Raw genomic sequence first — 18126 nt, forward strand, 5'->3', positions numbered from 1 at the left:
TGTTTCATCACGTTATTACGGTATATGAATCCCTTTTCTCATAAAAAAATGACCGAGAGAATCTTCTGCCTTCTTCTTTCTCTCGGTCATTTTTTTATCTTTTCCTTTGGGAAGGATGCTCCACTGGAATGGCTCTTAGAAGAGTTTTTGTATAATCGTGTTGAGGATTTTTGTAAATTCCCTCCTTCTCTCCCATTTCTACCATTTCTCCCTTTAGCATAACGCCCACTTTATCAGAAATGTGTTCCACTACCGCTAAGTTATGAGAAATAAAAATATAACTTAACCCTAGTTTTTCCTGCAATTCTTCCAATAAATTTATAATCTGCGCTTGAATGGACACATCCAAAGCAGATGTTGGCTCATCGGCTACAATCAACTTTGGTTGAACGATTAACGCTCTTGCAATTCCCAACCTTTGCCGTTGTCCCCCTGAAAATTCATGGGGATATCGATAATAATGATGCTCATCCAAACCACAGAGTTTTATGGTTTCCATAACCCGTTCTTTTATATTTTCCCTTATTCCTAAATTGATCAAAGGCTCCGAAACAATCTGCCCTGCTGTCATTCTAGGATTTAGAGAACTATAGGGATCTTGAAAAATCATCTGAATTTCTTTTCGAATCTCTCTAAGTTCTTCTTTGGAAGCTTCTAAAATATTTTTATCTTCAAAATAAATTTTCCCCTCTACATCGTCATACAGTCGCATAATACAACGAGCCAATGTAGATTTTCCACTTCCACTTTCGCCTACAATTCCAAGGGTTTCCCCTTCTTTTATTTGAAAGGATACATTTTTTACGGCTTGTAATTTTTGCTGTTCTTTTCCAAAAATCGTCTTTCTTCCTATGGGAAAGGATTTCGAAACATTTTCAACTCTTAATAGAACTTTTTCCATCCAATCCCTCCTTATATAAGAAACAAGAAACTCTGTGATCCTCATCTCTTACGATCTCTTCCGGTACTTGTTTTCTACAAATATCCATTACATAGGTACAACGATTTGCAAAGGGACACTCTTCGCCTAAATCCATAGGATTGGGCACATTCCCTGGGATATTGTACAGTTTTTGATCACGATTTTCTAACGTCGGTCTCGCTTTTAATAAACCTTGGGTGTAAGGATGTTCTGGATTATCAAAAATTCCAAAGACATCATTTTTTTCTACTACACGTCCACCATACATAACAACAACTTCATCGGCCATTTCCGCCACAACCCCTAAATCATGGGTTATAAGCAAAATGGAGGTTCCCGTTTCTTGTTGCAATCTCTTCATCAAATCGAGAACTTCTGCTTGAATGGTTACATCTAAGGCCGTTGTTGGCTCATCAGCTATTAAGACCTTCGGTTTGGAAGCAAGGGCCATAGCAATCATAACTCTCTGTTTTTGCCCTCCTGAAAGTTCATGGGGAAAGGCACGTATTTTTTCTTTGGGATTGGGGATTTCTACCATTTCCAATAATTCCAAAGATTTTTTCTTAGACTCTTCCTTGGAAAGTCCCAAAATGCGATGAAATATTTCTTCCAGTTGAAACCCTATACGTAAAGAGGGGTTCAAAGAGGTCATCGGTTCTTGAAAAATCATAGACAAATCTCTACCACGAATTTCTCGCATTTTTTCTTTGGAAAATTTCGTAATATCCTGGCCATCCATTAAAATTTCTCCATCTACAATTTTCCCTTGGGGTTTGGCCACAAGACCCATTAAGGAAAGAGCCGTCACCGATTTTCCGCTTCCGCTTTCTCCCACAACCGCTACGGTTTTTCCTTCTGGGATAGCAAAAGATACCCCGTTTACCGCTCGAACAACGCCTTTGTCCGTATAGAAATAGGTATGGAGGTTCTTAAATTCAATTATATTTTTTTTATCCATAATTACCTCCTTTGTTTTGGATCAAAAGCATCTCGCAAACCATCCCCTAATAGGTTCAGACAAAATATCGTCAATGCAATGGCAAGTCCTGGAAAAAGAGTCATATGAGAATAATCTCGAATATAAGGGCGTCCACTAGCAAGCATTCCGCCCCATTCTGGCGTAGGAGGCTGAACCCCCAAACCAATAAAACTTAAGCTCGCTGCAGATAAAATCGCGGTTCCAACCCCAAGGGTTGCTTGAACAATAATCGGCCCTAAGCAGTTGGGCAAAATATGTCGAAAAATCAGACGCAAATCCTTAGCACCACCAATTCGTGCCGCTTCAATGTATTCTTGTTCCTTTACCGATAGGACAGATCCCCTAACAATTCTTGCATAACTTGTAACCCCAGCCAAAGATACGGCCAAGACCAAATTAAACATCCCCGTTCCTAGAGCGGCAGAGATAGCAATGGCTAAAACAAGGGAGGGAATGGATAGAAAAATATCCACAATACGCATAATGAAATTATCTACTCTACCGCCGAAATAACCAGCCACAGCACCAATAATTGTTCCAAAGAAGACAGAAATCGCTGTAGCAAAAAGTCCAATAAATAGAGAGATTCTCGCACCATAAATTACATTACTAAAAACATCCCGTCCAAAATTATCCGTTCCGAAAAAATGTTCAGAAGAAGGACTTTGGAATCGGTTCATTAAATCTTGGGCTTCTGGCGCATAGGGGGCAATCACCGAAGCAAAAATCGCCACAATGACAAAGAGTAGAATGACAACGGAACCGAATACAGCCATCTTGTTTTTCTTAAATTGTTTCCAAAAATCTCCCAAACGAGAAGATTTTTTTCTTTCTGTTATTTGATTCATTCCGTCACCTACTTATATTGAGAACGCACTTTAGGATCAACAAATCCATAGAGAATATCTACGAGCAAGTTGATCAAAGAATAGGTTGTAGCAATTAGAAGCACGCCTCCTAAAATAATGGGGTAATCTCGAGTGGAAATACTCGATACCATTAAACGTCCAATTCCAGGAATCGAGAATATGGTTTCTGTCAACACGCTCCCACCAAGTAAAGATCCTGTTAACAACCCTGCGCTAGTAATAACAGGAATCATGGCATTTTTCAAAGCGTGAACAATAATAATCCACCATTCTTTCAAGCCTTTCGCCCGAGCGGTTCGAATATAATCTTTGTCCATTACCTCTAGCATAGAGCCTCGTGTTTGACGCATAATAACCGCCATAGACTGAAAACCTAAGGCAAATCCAGGCAAAATCAGGTGTTTGAAACTCCCAAATCCAGAACTAGGAAACCACTGCAATTTTACGGCAAATAATAAGATAAATAGAATTCCTGACCAAAAAATCGGCATGGACAATCCTACCATTCCAAGCACCATGGAGATTCGATCAATCCAAGTGTATTTATAAATTGCCGACAAAATACCAAAAATGATACCAAATATCACCGCTACAGACAATGAAAATAGAGTCAATTTAATCGTTGCGGGAAATAAGTCCATTAAAGAAGAGGTTACGCTTCTTCCATTAATATAACTTTCTCCCAAATCTCCTTGTACAGCATTTCCTAAAAAACGGCCGTATTGCACAAGGAAAGGATCGTTCAATCCAAGCTCCTCTCGATAAGCTTCCACGGCTGCCTTGGGAGCTCTAGATCCTAGTTTTGCTTCCGCCGCATCTCCCGGCGTTAAGTAGAGCAAACCAAAAATAATAAAACTAACGCCAATTAACGTTGGAATCACATATAGAATCCTTCTCAATATGTATTTAATCATGGTTTCCCCTCCCTTCTAAAGGATATCTACGAAAGGCCCCTAAATAGGGGCCTCAGTAAATGTTACATTCTATTCTTTTTATCTTTTATTGAAATTGAATATGGTAATATTCGTTAGAACCAGATGGATCAATTTCAAATCCTTGTACGTTGCTTTGCGTTCCAATAACTTGTTCTCCATAAAGAGCGCTTACTGTTGGCAACTCTTTCATAAGAAGTTCTTGCACTTCTTTGTAAACCGCTGCACGTTCGCTATCGCCTGTAACTTGGATTCCTTTTTCAATTAATGCATCTACTTCTGGATTCGCATAGAACATATAGTTTGGTCCTACCCCAGCATTCTTAGAATGGTAAGGGCTGAACAATGTATAATGAGGGTCCACAATCGATGGAGTCCAACTCATAATAAACATATTGTGTTCATGGTTTTCCAATGCATCTACAAATGCACCCCATTCCAAAGAAGTAATTTCTACATTGATCCCAATTTCACTCAATTGAGATTGAATAATTGTAGCCATATCTTTACGAGCTTGATCTTGAGAAGTATAAAGCTTTAAGGTATCTCCTTCGTTAATACCCGCTTGAGCAAACAATTCTTTTGCTTTGGCTGTATCTCTTGCAAATGGTTGCAATTCGTCAGAAATAGAATAATCAAAGTTTGGATTGATTGGGCCAGTAGCCACTTTACCAACGCCCATATACACAGAATCTACAATGGCTTGCATATCCAACGCATAATTCAAAGCTTCACGAGCCTCTATTTTATCAAATGGAGCATGGGTTACATCCATTCCCATAAAATGAATGGAATTATCCAATTTTCTGTGTAATGCTAAATTTTCATTTTCTTCAATTTTAGCAATATCATTTGGAGCAATTTCTAAAGCCAAATCTACTTGTCCACTTTCTAACTCAATCATACGATTGTTAGATTCTGGAATAATGCGGAATACCATTGTACTAAAAGCTGGCGCTTCGCCCCAATAATTTTCGTTGCGGCTTAAAGTTACGCTATCTAATTTTGTCCAATTATCCAAAACAAAAGGACCCGTTCCTACAGGATTTTGTTCAAAAGCGTCTCCAGCCTCTTCTACTGTTTTCTTATCTACAATTGAAACGGCAGGATGGGATAAAGCATTTAAGAAAGAACCGTCTGCTTCTTTTAACTTAAATGTCAATTTTAATGGATCGCTAGAATCATAAGACGCTGGATCAATTTTTTCAAAAATGTAAGCGTAAGAATCTGATTCCGCCGCTCTTTCCAAAGTAAATTGAACATCCTCTGAGGTTAAATCTTCTCCATTTGAGAATTTAACATCTGGTTTTAATGTAACAACGTATGTTAAATCATCCGTTTGTTCAATCGATTCTGCCAAACGATTTTCCATTGTTCCATCAGGAAGACGTACCAACAAAGTATCAAAAATTTGGCGCACAACATTTTCCGCATAAATACTATTTTGTAAAACTGGATCTAACGTTGTCGCATCTTCTTGCATAGCAATTGTAAGCGTATCTTTTCCTGAGCCCTCTCCGGCTGAAGCGGTATTATCTCCCGTATTGGCGCTATTATTTCCACCTGCTCCACAAGCAGTGGCAAGCAAGGTTATAGCCAATAGGGCAGCAATTAATTTTGTCTTCTTCATAAGTTCCCCCTATTTCATTTTAATTTCTCTTGCTTTTTATACCCAAAAGGGACGAAAATTATCGATTAATCTTCGTCCACTTCAATTCGAGTTATATTTGCTCCTAAGCCACGGAACTTGTCTTCAATGTGTTCGTATCCCCTATCAATATGATAAATATCAGAAATGATTGTCTTTCCAGAAGAAACCAAACCAGCCAAAATCAAAGCCGCACCTGCACGTAAATCGCTGGCCTTTACCTTCGCTCCTGACAAAGGCTTCCCACCAGTAATAATGGCAGAGCGCCCATCAATTTTTATGTCCGCGCCCATTTTTTGCAATTCTTCCACATGCATAAAACGATTTTCGAATACCGTTTCAATCGCTACATTGGTCCCCTTACATTGGGTCATATAAGCCATAAACTGTGCCTGCATATCTGTAGGGAATCCTGGATAAGGCAACGTTTTAATATCAATCGCCTTTGGATTTTCGGCCGCAATTACTCTTACATTCTCTCCCTCTTCAATCACTTGGCATCCCGTTTCTACTAATTTTGCCATAATTGGTTTCATATGGTTGGTAATAACATTTTCTACCAAAATGTCGCCACCAGTAATTGCCGCAGCCACCATAAAAGTCCCTGCCTCAATTCGATCTGGAATAATCGAATGGCGAGCCCCTTTTAATTTTTCAACTCCTTTAATACGAATCGTAGAAGTTCCTGCCCCAGAAACGTTGGCTCCTAATTTACGCAAGAAATTGGATAAATCCACAATCTCAGGTTCCATAGCCGCATTATCAATAATGGTTTCTCCTTCAGCCAAAACCGCTGCGGTCATAATATTTTCTGTAGCCCCTACAGAAGGAAAATCCAAATAAATTCGACTTCCTACCAATTTATCCGCAGAAGCATGAATGTTTCCAAAATCTTCTTCAATTTCTGCCCCTAAGGCACGGAATCCCTTCAAATGATAGTCAATTGGGCGAGATCCAATGGAACATCCTCCCGGAAGAGAAGTTTCTGTATTCCCCAAACGTGCCAACAACGGCCCCATTACCAAGAAAGAAGCACGCATTTTGCTCATCAACTCAAAAGGAGTTTTATAAGAATTCAAAGAAGCGGAATTAATAATTAATTTTCCTTCTCCCAATCTCTCTACTTTACAACCCAAAGACTCCAATACGTCACACATAATCGTAACGTCTTTCAAATTGGGAACCTCTTCCAAATAAATATCTTCTGTTCCTAAAAGACAAGCCGCCAAAATAGGCAAAGCCGCATTTTTTGCGCCACTTACTCGCACTTTTCCTTTAAGAGCCGGGCTCTTCTCTACCAAAATCTTTTCCAAGACAATCTCTCCTTGTTACATTTTCTATATATTAAAGTATAAATTTTCAAACAGAAACGCTAAGAGCGCACTCCTAGCCATAATTATTATACCATAGAAATCAATGTTTTTTTCTTATTCTTCCTGTTTTCCCAAAAATCCTAGAAAAATCTTAGGAATTCGCAACAAAAAAGAAGCCTCTCAAGAGACTTCTTCTTTGTTATCCTTTAATAATTTCTGTTTTGTATCCGTCGGGATCTTTCACGAAGAAATAGTGTGGATCTTCTCCAGGTAAACCGGATAAATCCGTTACTTCATATCCCATTTCTTTCATTCGTTTGTAATCCCCTTCTAAATCTTCTGTATAAAGGGCCACATGGCCATATCCATCGCCCAATTCATAGGGCCCATGGTTATAATTATAGGTCAATTCCAACTCTGGGGTATCTCCTGGCAAAGCCATATATACCAACGTAAATTCTCCTTCGGGAAAATCTTTTTTATTGGTTACTTTATAGCCCAAAGCTTTTTCATAGAATTCTATAGAAGCTTCTAAATTTTGTACACGAATACAAGTGTGCGCGTATTTCATATTTTTCTCCTATCGATTTTCAATTCGATCTAGGTATTTTCCCTTATCTTCATAAAAATCATATTCCAAGCGGTGAATGCTTGCTTTTTTCACAGGTACAGAATCTCCTGTAATTTCTTCTATAATTTCTCCCAAGGCAGGTTGGTGTCCTACGAATAAAATGGCTTCATCGTTAATATAAGAACGCAAAACAGGCCAAGAAGTAGAATCCTCGTAAGAAACGAGTTTAATGTCGCGGATTCCCAATTTTTTGGCTACAATTTCTGCTGTTTCTTTTGCGCGGTCGTGGGAGGAAGTAACCAGTTTCATAGGAAGAGGCCATTCTCTTCGAATAAAGGCCTCTGCCACATATTCTACACTCCCTCTTCCTTCTAAAGTCAATTTTCGTTCTGCATCAGAATTGGCAATAGCTTCTGCCTCTCCATGGCGCATAAAATACAAATCCATTTCTTACCTCACATTATAAAAAATATTTTTTCCGTTATAGCGTGCCAATTCTCCTAAATCGTCTTCAATGCGCAATAATTCGTTGTATTTTGCTATACGATCTGTACGAGCAGGCGCTCCGGTTTTAATTTGTCCTGCGTTGACTGCTACTGCCAAAGAAGCGATGGTTGCGTCTTCAGACTCTCCGCTTCTATGGGAAATTACCGTTGTCATATTATAGGTTCTTGCCAATTGGATGGCGTCGATGGTTTCAGACAATGTTCCGATTTGGTTTAGCTTAATCAAAATAGAGTTGGCTACTTGTAGAGAAATTCCGTTTTGTAATTTTTCTACGTTGGTTACAAATAAATCGTCTCCTACCAATTGAACTTTTTTGCCCAATTCGTCTGTTAAGACTTTCCATCCGTCCCAATCATTTTCGTCCAATCCATCTTCAATACTATAAATTGGATATTTTTCTGTTAATTCTTTATACCAGGCAACCATTTCTTCGCTGGTTTTTTCAATGCCTTCCCCTTTTAGGTTGTAGACTTTTTTCTCTTTATCGAACATTTCAGAAGCCGCTACGTCCAAAGCCAATACAATGTCTTCCTTTGGCTTATATCCTGCGGATTCAATGGCTTCAATGATTAAATCTAAGGCTTGAACATTGCTATCTAAGTTTGGAGCAAATCCACCTTCATCTCCTACACCAGTGGATAGACCGCGGGAAGATATTACTTTTTTCAAGTGATGATAGATTTCTGTTCCCATACGCAAACCTTCTTTGAATGTTTCCGCACCAACTGGCATAATCATAAATTCTTGAATGTCTACGTTATTGTCGGCGTGTTCTCCGCCGTTTAAGATGTTCATCATAGGAACAGGAAGAGTGCGTCCGCTTACGCCTCCAATATATTGGTACAATGGCATTCCTAGCTCATCCGCTGCTGCACGAGCTACGGCTAAACTAACACCTAAAATCGCATTGGCACCTAGTTTGGATTTGTTTTTTGTTCCGTCTAGGGCGATTAATGTTTCATCAATTCCCAATTGGTCCAAAGCGTCCATGCCCATAATTTCTTCTGCAATGATTTCGTTTACGTTATTTACGGCATTTTCAACGCCTTTTCCCATATAACGATCGCCGCCATCTCTTAATTCAACGGCTTCATATTCTCCCGTAGATGCTCCTGATGGTACAATTGCACGACCGAAACCGCCGTCTTCTGTATAAACTTCTACTTCTACTGTTGGATTTCCACGGCTATCTAATACTTCACGACCATATACTTCAATTATTGTGCTCATAGTTTCTCCTTATGAATTAAACTTGTTCCCGCCATTGTGATTGGTTTCTCTATTTCTAACAACTCCAAAATCGTTGGAGCCAAATCCGCTAAAATTCCGTTTACTAAAGTTCCTTCCACTCCAAAGGTAAATAGAGGAACGGGATTGGTTGTGTGGGATGTTCTAGGAGTTCCGTCTGCTTCTGCCATTACTTCGCAATTTCCGTGGTCGGAAGTAATAATGGCTGCTCCTCCTAATTCTTCCAATTTTTCCAAAATTTTTCCTAGACAAATATCTACGGTTTCCACGGCTTGAATGGCTGCAGATAAAACACCTGTATGTCCTACCATATCTGGATTGGCAAAATTCAACGCCACAAAATCCAAATCTTTTTGATCCAAACGTTCCAAAAGTTTTTCTGTTACCTCGTAAGCACTCATTTCTGGAGCTAAATCGTAGGTAGAAACTTTGGGAGAGGGAACCAAAATTCTTTCTTCTCCTTCAAAAGGTTCTTCCCTTCCGCCGTTAAAGAAGAAGGTAACATGAGGATATTTTTCCGTTTCTGCAATGCGAAGCTGTTTCAATCCTGCTTTGCTAATCACTTCCCCCAATCCATTGGAAAGATCTTCTTTTTCAAAAATAATATTTGTGTTTGGAATGGTTTTATCGTATTCCGTCATGGTTCCCATAAAAATATGGCGATTTCCATATCGTGGAAAACCGGAAAATTCACTATCTACAAACGCTCGAGTAATTTGTCTTGCTCGGTCTGGACGGAAATTATAGAAAATCATTACGTCTTCATCTTCTACTGTTCCCAATGGCTTTCCTTCTTCCAATAAAACCATTGGTTTCAAAAATTCATCGGTAATCCCTAAGTCATATTGCCCTTGAATGTTTTCTACGGCATCTTCTGTTGGAATTCCTACTCCATAAGAGAATAAATCGTAGGCGATTTGCGTTCTTTCCCAACGTTTGTCTCGGTCCATGGCATAATATCTTCCAATAATGGTAGCCAATTTCCCTGTGCCCAATTCTTTCATAAATTCTTGTAACTTTTTCACTTCTTCTAATACGGACATAGGCGCTACATCACGACCGTCTGCAATTCCATGAACATAGACTTTTTCAATTCCCATTTCATGGGCAAGCTTTAACAATCCATACAAATGGTCTCTGTGAGAATGAACACCTCCATCGCTTAAAAGCCCCATTAAATGAAGGGCGTGCCCTTCTTTGGCTTTTTCGTATAAATCCGTTAAAACCGAAATCTCTTTTAATTTATCTTGGGCTACAACTTTGGAAATCCGATTGAGTTCTTGATCTACAATTCGGCCAGCGCCAATATTCAAATGGCCTACTTCTGAATTTCCCATTTGCCCTTCTGGCAAACCCACAGATTCTCCAGAGGCAATCAATTGGCTCATTCCACGTTTCTTCAAGGCATCCATAACAGGAGTTTCCGCCAAGGCGAAAGCATTGTTTGGCCCACTTTCTGCCAAACCCAAGCCATCTAAAATAATTAGTGCAACTGGCTTATTCATGGAAAACACCTGCTCCTACAATTTTGCCAAATTCTTCTGCTTTTAAGCTTGCGCCGCCCACTAACAATCCATCTACATCTTCTTGCTCTAAAATGGAACGGGCATTGTCAGATTTTACGCTACCACCGTAAAGAATTCTCAACTCTTCTCCCAGTTTTCCATTTTTTTCATGAATCCACCTACGAATTTCCTTGGCTACTTTTTGAGCATCTTCTGCACTGGCCGTTTTCCCTGTTCCTATGGCCCAAATTGGTTCATAAGCAAAGAGCATTCCCTTCCATTTCTCCGTTGGAATAGATCCCAAAGACTCTTCCAATTGATTCAATACAAAGGAAATGGTCTCCCCTTCTTCATAAACCGATTCATCTTCTCCAATACAGAAAATCGGCTTTAACCCTAGAGCAAAAGCTCTTTCTAATTTTTTCTTTAATAATTCGTTGGATTGGCCACGTCCTCTTGCTTCCGAGTGTCCCAAAATAACGTAAGGAATTTCTAATCCTTGAATCATTTCGCCCGCAACTTCTCCCGTATGGGCTCCCATTTCTTCTGAACTCATATCTTGGGCAGAAAGTTTCCAAGAACTTCCATCCACTACTTCTTTCACTGGATATAAATGTAGGAAAGAGGGAGCAATCACAGCTTCTACTTCTTCTGAAACAGTTTGTTCTTTCAAAGCTTTTGCCAAGTTTACGCCTTCTTCAACTGTTGTATTCATCTTCCAATTCCCACAAATAAATGGGATTCTTTTTTTCATAAATTAAACTCCTTCAACTGCAGCGATTCCTGGTAATGTCTTCCCTTCTAAATATTCTAGACTGGCACCACCACCAGAGGAAATATGAGACATCTTATCTTCCAGTCCACTTTGCTTAATCGCTGCGGCACTGTCTCCACCTCCGATTACAACGTTGGCATCCAATTTCGCCAAGGCTTCGGCAATGGCAAAAGTCCCTTTATGGAAAGGCTCTGTTTCGAAAACTCCTGCTGGTCCATTCCAAATAACAGATTTTGCATCTTCTAAAGCCGCTTCAATGGCAGAAATTGTATCTGGCCCCATATCCAAAGCCATTTCATCTGCTCCGATTTCGTCTGTAGAAACCACTTTTGCCCCTTCGCCGTTTTCAATGGATGTACTTACCACTACATCGATGGGAAGCAAAATCTCTACGCCCTTATCTCTACCTCGTTGCAATAAAGAAATCGCCAAATCAAATTGGTCTTCTTCCACCAAAGATTTTCCCATATCTTTTCCCTTTGCTGCAAGGAAGGTGTTAGCCATAGCCCCAACAATAATCAATCGGTCTACTTTATTCAAAAGATTTTCAATAACTTGTATTTTATCCGAAACTTTCGCTCCACCTAAAATGGCAACAAAAGGCTTTTCTGCATTGTTCATTAAATCAGATAGAACTTCTACTTCGCGACCCATTAGGAATCCTAGTACCGATGGCAAGAATTGAACCACACCTACATTGGAAGCATGAGCTCTATGGGCTGTACCGAAAGCATCGTTTACAAAAATATCTCCTAATTGAGACAGTTCACGGGCAAATTCTTCCCCGTTTTTTTCTTCTTCTGGACGGAAGCGAAGATTTTCAATCATTCCCACTTCTCCAGGTTGTAACTCTCTTGCTCTTGCAACAACATCTGCATCCACTACTTGAGAAGAAAATAGCGGTTTGATTTCCATTCCCAAAATTTCTTCCGAAGCCTTACGAACTGGTTCCATAGAAAATTCTTCTTTGAATTCCCCTTTTGGTCTACCGCGATGGCTCATAAGCACCAAGGAAGCTCCTGATTTCAAAATATAATCAATGGTTTCTTTTGCTGCCTCAATACGAGTTGTATCTGTCACTTTCCCTTCTTTTACTGGTACGTTAAAATCTACCCGTAACAAAACGTGTTGGTTTTTCAAATCCAATTCTTTTAATCTCTTCATAATTCCTCCCATAGAAAACTCGAGCTAAGAAAATAGCTCGAGTCTTTACTATTGATTCAACTCACATTACATCTTTGAAGCAACTAAAGCCGTTAAATCAACAACTCTTTGGCTATATCCCCATTCATTATCGTACCAAGAAACTAATTTAACCATACGATCTTGTACCAAAGTCAATTTGGAATCGAAGATAGAAGAATGGTTGTCTGCAATAATATCACTAGAAACGATAGGATCTTCTGTGTAAGACAATACGCCTTTCATTGGTCCTTCTGCCGCTTCTTTCATTGCTGCATTGATTTCTTCTACTGTGGCATCTTTAGAAAGTTCAAAGGTAACATCTACAACAGATCCTGTTGGCACAGGTACACGCAATGCATAGCCTGTTAATTTTCCTTTTAATTCAGGCAACACCAAAGCAACGGCTTTTGCTGCACCAGTAGAAGTTGGGATAATATTTTCTGCCCCAGCTCTTGCACGACGATAATCTTTTTTATGTTTTGCATCATGAATATTTTGGTCATTTGTATAGGCATGTACCGTTGTCATTAAACCACGTTCGATACCAAAGTTGTCCATAACAACTTTTGCCACTGGAGCCAAACAGTTGGTTGTACAAGAAGCATTAGAAATAATGTTGTGATTTTCTGGATCGTAATCTTTGTCATTTACGCCCATAACAATAGTAATATCTTCATCGGTTGCTGGTGAAGTAATTACTACTTTTTTTGCTCCTGCCTTCAAATGTTTTTCTGCTCCCTCACGTTTTGTGAAAGCACCTGTTGTATCAATAACGATATCTACACCCAATTCTTCCCAAGGAATTTGTTCCGCATCTCTTTGATCGGTAATTACAATTTCGTTTCCGTCAATTTCAAAGCCTTTTTCTACCACTTTGATATCTCCAGGATATTGGCGATAAATAGTATCATATTTGAACAAGTGCGCCATCATATTCCAATCTCCAGACGCATTAATGGACACCAACTCAAATGGCAAGTCTTCTCTTAAAAGAATTCCACGAACAACATCACGTCCAATACGTCCAAATCCATTTACCCCTACACGAATTGTCATAAAAAGCCTCCTAAAATATTTTTATATTTTTCATTTCAAAATTAAACACATTCATGTAATATTGTACCCTTTTTCGAGGAAAAATCACAGTCATAAATTGGAACTATTTCCAAGGAACTACAGATATTTTTTATCAAATTCGTTTCAATATCTTATTCTTGATTTTTAATGGGTATGTACTATAATAGCAAGTAGCTAATATTGATGATTTTTATTAGCTAAAGCCTGTACACCAAATCATAGAAAAAGTGAGGAGATAAAATGTATAGACATAGTGCAAGTGAAGTAGTAATGATTCGTCCAGCAGCGTTTCAATTTAATGCAGAAACGGCTGTAAACAACGTATATCAAAATAACGACAATGCAGATTTAACAGAAGTTCAAAAGAAAGCTCTTGATGAGTTTAATACTTTAGTATCTAAATTAGAAGAAAAAGGCGTGAAAGTAAACGTACTTCAAGACAACGCTGAACCTTCTACTCCAGACAGTATTTTCCCAAACAACTGGTTCTCTACTCATGAAGGGGGATTGATGGTTGTTTATCCTATGTTCGCTGAAAACCGTCAAATGGAAATTGCAAAATTCCGTGATCAAGTAGAAGAAATCGCTGCAAAATCTCAAGCAGATGAAAAAATCTTCAAAGTAATTGACTATTCGAAAAACCGCGAACGCGATCAAATCCTTGAAGGAACTGGTTCCATTGTAATCGACCGTAAGAATCGTGTCGCTTATTCTACTCTTTCTCCAAGAGCTGATATCGAATTATTCGAAGAATGGTGTAAAGCAACAGGCCATGAACCTGTAACTTTCACTTCTTACCAAGATGGTCAACCTATTTACCATACAAACATCGTTATGGGGATTGGCGAAAAGAACGCAATCGTAGGTTTGGATTCTATCGTAGAAGAAGACCGCGAGAAAGTTCGCAAAAAATTGGAAGAAGGCGGAAACAATATCATTGAATTGACAATGGATCAATTGAAAGCTTGTGCTGGTAACACCCTTGAATTAAAAGGGAAAGACGGAAAAAACTTTATCGCCATGAGCAAAATGGCTTATGATTCTTTAACAGAAGAACAAATCAAAGCCATTGAAGCATCTACAGAAATCGTAGCCGTAGATATTAGCACTATCGAATATTATGGCGGCGGATCTGTACGTTGTACAATCGCTGAAATTTTCTAAGAAAATTTCAAACATTCAACTTTGCAATAAAAAAGCAAGTCCTTTTCGGACTTGCTTTTTCTTTTTCCCACAATACCCTCTATGGAATCCATGGGATTTTTTATGCCATAATTAATTTTTCTATATCTTCTTCTACGGTACTATTTTTTCCCACATTAAAATTTTCCACCAATACGTTTACTACATTTTCGCTTAAGAATGCTGGTAAGGTTGGTCCAAGGTGAATATTTTTTACACCCAATGACAACAAAGCTAAGAATACAATGACCGCTTTTTGTTCGTACCAAGCAATATTATAAGCGATTGGCAATTCGTTGATATCTTCTAACCCGAAGATTTCTTTTAGCTTCAAAGCAGTTACTGCCAAAGAATAAGAGTCGTTGCATTGTCCCGCATCTAATACTCTTGGGATTCCTCCAATATCTCCCAAATGCAATTTATTGTAACGATATTTTGCGCATCCAGCTGTTAAAATTACTGTATCTTCTGGCAACGCTGCTGCAAATTCTTCATAGTAATTTCTGTCACTTTGACGTCCATCGCATCCTCCCATTACAACAAACTTGCGGATAGCGCCAGATTTAATAGCGTCTACTACCTTATCTGCTAAAGCAAAGATTTGATTGTGAGCAAATCCACCGATAATTGTTCCTTCTTCAATTTGTACTGGTGGTTGACAGTTCTTTGCCTGTTCAATTAAAGAAGAAAAATCTTTATCCGCACCAATTTCTCCTGGGATAAATTTTGCTCCTGGATAGGAAGCCACACCAGTTGTATACAAACGATCTAAGTAAGAATCATCCTTTGGTGGAACAATACAGTTTGTTGTCATTAAAATCGGTCCATTGAAAGAAGCAAATTCTTCTTTTTGATGCCACCAAGATCCTCCATAGTTTCCTACAAAATGATCGTATTTCTTAAATGCAGGATAATAATTGGCTGGTAACATTTCAGAGTGAGTATAAACATCTACCCCTGTACCTTCTGTTTGTTTCAACAATTCTTCCATATCCCCTAAATCATGACCTGAAATCAAAATACCAGGATTGTTTCTTGTTCCAATATTCACCTCTGTAATCTCAGGGTTCCCAAAGCGAGAGGTATTCGCCTTATCCAATAGAGCCATGGCTTTCACACCAAATTCTCCTGTTTTTAAAGTCAAGGCAACCAAAGCATCCACATCTAAATCTTGTGTGATTTTTTCTAATGTATCCGAAATAAAATCGTGAACCTCTTGATCCTCATGACCCAAAACATTGGCGTGACGAGTGTAAGCTGCCATTCCTTTTAATCCATAAGTAATCAATTCACGTAAACTGCGAATGTCTTCATCTTCTGTAGCCAAAACTCCAATATATTCTTTTTTGGCTTCTTCAGATAATCCTTCCCTTACATCAAAAAGTGCTTCTTTTGGAAGATTTTCCTTGTGGGAGATTTTCTCCATAGCTTCTTTTTTCAGATCCAAAGTTCGAACCACAGCTTCTTCTAAATTTTCTACATTAAAGTTTGCATTGGTAATAGTAGTAAATAAATTGTCTGCAATTTGTGCATCGATCATTTCATTTTTTTCTTCCAAACGATTGTTCACTTGAGCCAAGCCCTTGGTTACATAGATCAATAGATCTTGCATATCGGATACTTCAGCCGTTTTTCCACAAACCCCTTTGACTGTACAACCTTTATTCTTCGCTGTTTCTTGACATTGATAACAAAACATATATAACCTCCTAAATATCTTTTCCTCATTAACTTGCTCTTATTGTATTGTAGCGCGAAAAGAAAAAGAATTCCGTAACCGCTGTTACGAAATTCAAATTAATAGGCAATTTTTTCTAATTTTTCTTCTTCTATAAAAATCTTATTTTTTTCTACCTTTATTAATGACTCTTTTTCCATTTCCATCAATTGACGACTCAAACTGGGTCTTGCCACCCCCAAATAATCTGCCCATTGCTCCCGATTCATAGTAAGATTTACCACTTTGCCCTTGCGTTCCTGTTGCAACAAGAAAATGGCAATTTTTTGACGCAAGGTAGTTCCCCCATGAATCAATAATTTTCGATTAAGGAACAAAGCCTTCTTAGCCAAAATTCCCAACATATTTTGACTCAAGATTCTTCCCATTTCCTCCTCCATAGAAAAGGCCTCTAAATGAAGGAAAAGCACTTTCGTATCCCGCGCCGCAATGCAAGAAAAATCGTACAATCGGCCTCCTAAAAATCCGTAAACCTCTCCAAAAACCGTACCTCTTTCTTGGAAAGTATTCACCAGAATCCGATTTCCAGAAAGAGTCGTTCGCTCTACCTGCACTTTCCCCTCTAGAAGAATAAAAATGCCTTTACAATTTTCTCCTTCAGAAAATAACGCCGATTCCTTCGGAAACTCTCTTTGAATGAACCATCCCCTTTCCAAAGATTTCTCCCAAGAATTTTGAGAAATCCCCTTTAATAGAGGGCTATTTATTGTATCGATTTTCATATTTTGTCCTCTTAAACCGGCGCAACTCATAGGCAAAACTGGCCGCATCCAACAACCGTTTCATCAATTTCTGCATGGCAAAACCTTCCGCAATATGATATTTTTTCCCATTCGAATAAGAGAGCTTTGGAATTTTTCCGCTCAATTCATAGGAAGTTCTTCGAATCGCCTCCTCCATTCTTCGTTCATCCACTTTCGTTTCCTGACGCATTTTTGCCACATTTTTCAAGCGATCTAAACGTTCCTCCGTTGGATTTAAGGCAAATTGAATAATATGCAACAAGTAATACATATCGAAGGATTGAAATTCTCGAAATCCAAACATCCTTCCCACTTCCAAAAGAGAAATCGCCAAAGAGGATGTAAACAAAGGAATGTTTGGTAATCCCATTCCAAAGGTATCAAATCCTACTGTTTCTAAGAAGCCCATAACCCTTGTGCGATAAAATCCTTGTCGAGAAGCACGGCGCATTTTGTTTAAGGAGCGCACCTTTTCCTCTGCATCCAAAATAGGAGAAGAAATATTCTGCCCGTAGGCAAGTTTTTCTCGTCGACGAGTTCTGCGAACGAAAGGATCGATAGATTCTGGGGAAAAACGTGCTAGCATACTTTCAAAACCCTGCTGAATCTCTTTGGCTTCCCTGCTGTTTTCCTCTTGAAATTCTATACCCCCACCGTATTTGCGAAGGAAAAAATCGCCCCTTTGTTTCAACTCTCTTTCTTTTTTTGACTCCCACGTTTTGACCATAAGATCACCACTTCCTACTATTATTATAGTGACAAATAAACCTTAAATTCTTGCCCTATGTTTTCCTCTATTAAACAATAATACGTTTTTCATTTTCTTATACCCATTGTTACCTATACCCCTTATAGACAAATTTACAAATTCTCAACAGGAACTTTCAAATTTTTAACAAAAATTCCTTTAATAATTTAACGCTTTATGATAT

At 38.7% G+C, this 18126-nt stretch carries 17 protein-coding genes; 1 reads left to right on the forward strand and 16 read right to left on the reverse strand.

Features of this window, described 5'->3' with window-relative positions; genetic code table 11:
- Positions 1-94: 94 nt before the first annotated feature.
- The 13 genes from LQU94_RS04610 to gap all read right to left on the reverse strand — a co-directional run bounded on the left by LQU94_RS04610 (position 95) and on the right by gap (position 13510).
- Complete coding sequence (locus LQU94_RS04610; protein WP_230696518.1) at positions 95-901, reverse strand: ABC transporter ATP-binding protein; 807 nt, start codon at positions 899-901, stop codon at positions 95-97.
- Positions 876-1880 carry an ABC transporter ATP-binding protein gene (locus tag LQU94_RS04615; protein ID WP_230696519.1) on the reverse strand — a complete coding sequence of 335 codons (1005 nt, stop codon included), beginning with the start codon at positions 1878-1880 and terminating at the stop codon, positions 876-878. Before LQU94_RS04615 ends, LQU94_RS04610 begins: the two co-directional genes overlap by 26 nt.
- Positions 1881-1882: 2 nt before the next feature.
- Positions 1883-2749 carry a nickel transporter permease gene (gene nikC, locus LQU94_RS04620; protein ID WP_230696520.1) on the reverse strand — a complete coding sequence of 289 codons (867 nt, stop codon included), beginning with the start codon at positions 2747-2749 and terminating at the stop codon, positions 1883-1885.
- Positions 2750-2757: 8 nt separating this feature from the next.
- Positions 2758-3684: an ABC transporter permease gene (locus LQU94_RS04625; protein WP_230696521.1), complete on the reverse strand. Its 927-nt coding sequence runs from the start codon at positions 3682-3684 to the stop codon at positions 2758-2760.
- A gap of 85 nt (positions 3685-3769) precedes the next feature.
- On the reverse strand, positions 3770-5332 hold the full coding sequence (locus LQU94_RS04630) for an ABC transporter substrate-binding protein (protein WP_230696522.1): 1563 nt from the start codon (positions 5330-5332) through the stop codon (positions 3770-3772).
- 65 nt (positions 5333-5397) lie between these two features.
- A complete protein-coding gene (gene murA, locus LQU94_RS04635) occupies positions 5398-6663 on the reverse strand; it encodes a UDP-N-acetylglucosamine 1-carboxyvinyltransferase (RefSeq protein WP_230696523.1) in 1266 nt (421 codons plus the stop codon).
- Between the two features lie 199 nt (positions 6664-6862).
- On the reverse strand, positions 6863-7234 hold the full coding sequence (locus tag LQU94_RS04640; protein WP_230696524.1) for a VOC family protein: 372 nt from the start codon (positions 7232-7234) through the stop codon (positions 6863-6865).
- Between the two features lie 9 nt (positions 7235-7243).
- Positions 7244-7681 carry a histidine phosphatase family protein gene (locus tag LQU94_RS04645; protein ID WP_230696525.1) on the reverse strand — a complete coding sequence of 146 codons (438 nt, stop codon included), beginning with the start codon at positions 7679-7681 and terminating at the stop codon, positions 7244-7246.
- A 3-nt stretch (positions 7682-7684) separates the two neighbouring features.
- Positions 7685-8971 carry a phosphopyruvate hydratase gene (eno, locus tag LQU94_RS04650; protein WP_230696526.1) on the reverse strand — a complete coding sequence of 429 codons (1287 nt, stop codon included), beginning with the start codon at positions 8969-8971 and terminating at the stop codon, positions 7685-7687.
- The gene (gpmI, locus tag LQU94_RS04655; protein WP_230696527.1) at positions 8968-10494 is read right to left on the reverse strand and encodes a 2,3-bisphosphoglycerate-independent phosphoglycerate mutase; all 1527 of its coding nucleotides are present in this window, start codon (positions 10492-10494) and stop codon (positions 8968-8970) included. The genes eno and gpmI overlap by 4 nt, the downstream gene beginning before the upstream one ends.
- The gene (gene tpiA / locus LQU94_RS04660) at positions 10487-11248 is read right to left on the reverse strand and encodes a triose-phosphate isomerase (protein ID WP_230696528.1); all 762 of its coding nucleotides are present in this window, start codon (positions 11246-11248) and stop codon (positions 10487-10489) included. The genes gpmI and tpiA overlap by 8 nt, the downstream gene beginning before the upstream one ends.
- Positions 11249-11251: 3 nt before the next feature.
- Positions 11252-12433, reverse strand: coding sequence for a phosphoglycerate kinase (pgk, locus tag LQU94_RS04665; RefSeq protein ID WP_230696529.1), 1182 nt, complete (start codon positions 12431-12433; stop codon positions 11252-11254).
- A gap of 66 nt (positions 12434-12499) precedes the next feature.
- Complete coding sequence (gene gap / locus LQU94_RS04670; protein ID WP_230696530.1) at positions 12500-13510, reverse strand: type I glyceraldehyde-3-phosphate dehydrogenase; 1011 nt, start codon at positions 13508-13510, stop codon at positions 12500-12502.
- 261 nt (positions 13511-13771) lie between these two features.
- On the opposite strand from gap, the gene ctlX reads away from it, so the two are divergent.
- Positions 13772-14695: a citrulline utilization hydrolase CtlX gene (gene ctlX, locus LQU94_RS04675; RefSeq protein ID WP_230696531.1), complete on the forward strand. Its 924-nt coding sequence runs from the start codon at positions 13772-13774 to the stop codon at positions 14693-14695.
- A gap of 100 nt (positions 14696-14795) precedes the next feature.
- Here ctlX and hcp read toward each other — a convergent pair whose 3' ends face one another.
- The 3 genes from hcp to LQU94_RS04690 all read right to left on the reverse strand — a co-directional run bounded on the left by hcp (position 14796) and on the right by LQU94_RS04690 (position 17921).
- The gene (hcp, locus tag LQU94_RS04680; protein WP_230696532.1) at positions 14796-16412 is read right to left on the reverse strand and encodes a hydroxylamine reductase; all 1617 of its coding nucleotides are present in this window, start codon (positions 16410-16412) and stop codon (positions 14796-14798) included.
- A 98-nt stretch (positions 16413-16510) separates the two neighbouring features.
- Positions 16511-17173 carry a Crp/Fnr family transcriptional regulator gene (locus LQU94_RS04685; RefSeq protein WP_230696533.1) on the reverse strand — a complete coding sequence of 221 codons (663 nt, stop codon included), beginning with the start codon at positions 17171-17173 and terminating at the stop codon, positions 16511-16513.
- The gene (locus LQU94_RS04690; protein ID WP_230696534.1) at positions 17151-17921 is read right to left on the reverse strand and encodes an EcsC family protein; all 771 of its coding nucleotides are present in this window, start codon (positions 17919-17921) and stop codon (positions 17151-17153) included. The genes LQU94_RS04685 and LQU94_RS04690 overlap by 23 nt, the downstream gene beginning before the upstream one ends.
- Positions 17922-18126 lie beyond the last annotated feature (205 nt).

Source organism: Peptoniphilus sp. KCTC 25270, assembly GCF_021012875.1.
In the GTDB taxonomy this organism is placed as follows: domain Bacteria; phylum Bacillota; class Clostridia; order Tissierellales; family Peptoniphilaceae; genus JAJMZJ01.

Coding starts and splice junctions, on each gene's coding strand:
- tpiA (WP_230696528.1), bottom strand. CDS start 11,248: ATGAAAAAAAGAATCCCATTTATTTGTGGGAATTGGAAGATGAATACA.
- LQU94_RS04640 (WP_230696524.1), bottom strand. CDS start 7,234: ATGAAATACGCGCACACTTGTATTCGTGTACAAAATTTAGAAGCTTCT.
- LQU94_RS04610 (WP_230696518.1), bottom strand. CDS start 901: ATGGAAAAAGTTCTATTAAGAGTTGAAAATGTTTCGAAATCCTTTCCC.
- LQU94_RS04690 (WP_230696534.1), bottom strand. CDS start 17,921: ATGGTCAAAACGTGGGAGTCAAAAAAAGAAAGAGAGTTGAAACAAAGG.
- pgk (WP_230696529.1), bottom strand. CDS start 12,433: ATGAAGAGATTAAAAGAATTGGATTTGAAAAACCAACACGTTTTGTTA.
- hcp (WP_230696532.1), bottom strand. CDS start 16,412: ATGTTTTGTTATCAATGTCAAGAAACAGCGAAGAATAAAGGTTGTACA.
- LQU94_RS04615 (WP_230696519.1), bottom strand. CDS start 1,880: ATGGATAAAAAAAATATAATTGAATTTAAGAACCTCCATACCTATTTC.
- LQU94_RS04630 (WP_230696522.1), bottom strand. CDS start 5,332: ATGAAGAAGACAAAATTAATTGCTGCCCTATTGGCTATAACCTTGCTT.
- LQU94_RS04685 (WP_230696533.1), bottom strand. CDS start 17,173: ATGAAAATCGATACAATAAATAGCCCTCTATTAAAGGGGATTTCTCAA.
- gap (WP_230696530.1), bottom strand. CDS start 13,510: ATGACAATTCGTGTAGGGGTAAATGGATTTGGACGTATTGGACGTGAT.
- LQU94_RS04625 (WP_230696521.1), bottom strand. CDS start 3,684: ATGATTAAATACATATTGAGAAGGATTCTATATGTGATTCCAACGTTA.
- ctlX (WP_230696531.1), top strand. CDS start 13,772: ATGTATAGACATAGTGCAAGTGAAGTAGTAATGATTCGTCCAGCAGCG.
- gpmI (WP_230696527.1), bottom strand. CDS start 10,494: ATGAATAAGCCAGTTGCACTAATTATTTTAGATGGCTTGGGTTTGGCA.
- nikC (WP_230696520.1), bottom strand. CDS start 2,749: ATGAATCAAATAACAGAAAGAAAAAAATCTTCTCGTTTGGGAGATTTT.
- eno (WP_230696526.1), bottom strand. CDS start 8,971: ATGAGCACAATAATTGAAGTATATGGTCGTGAAGTATTAGATAGCCGT.
- LQU94_RS04645 (WP_230696525.1), bottom strand. CDS start 7,681: ATGGATTTGTATTTTATGCGCCATGGAGAGGCAGAAGCTATTGCCAAT.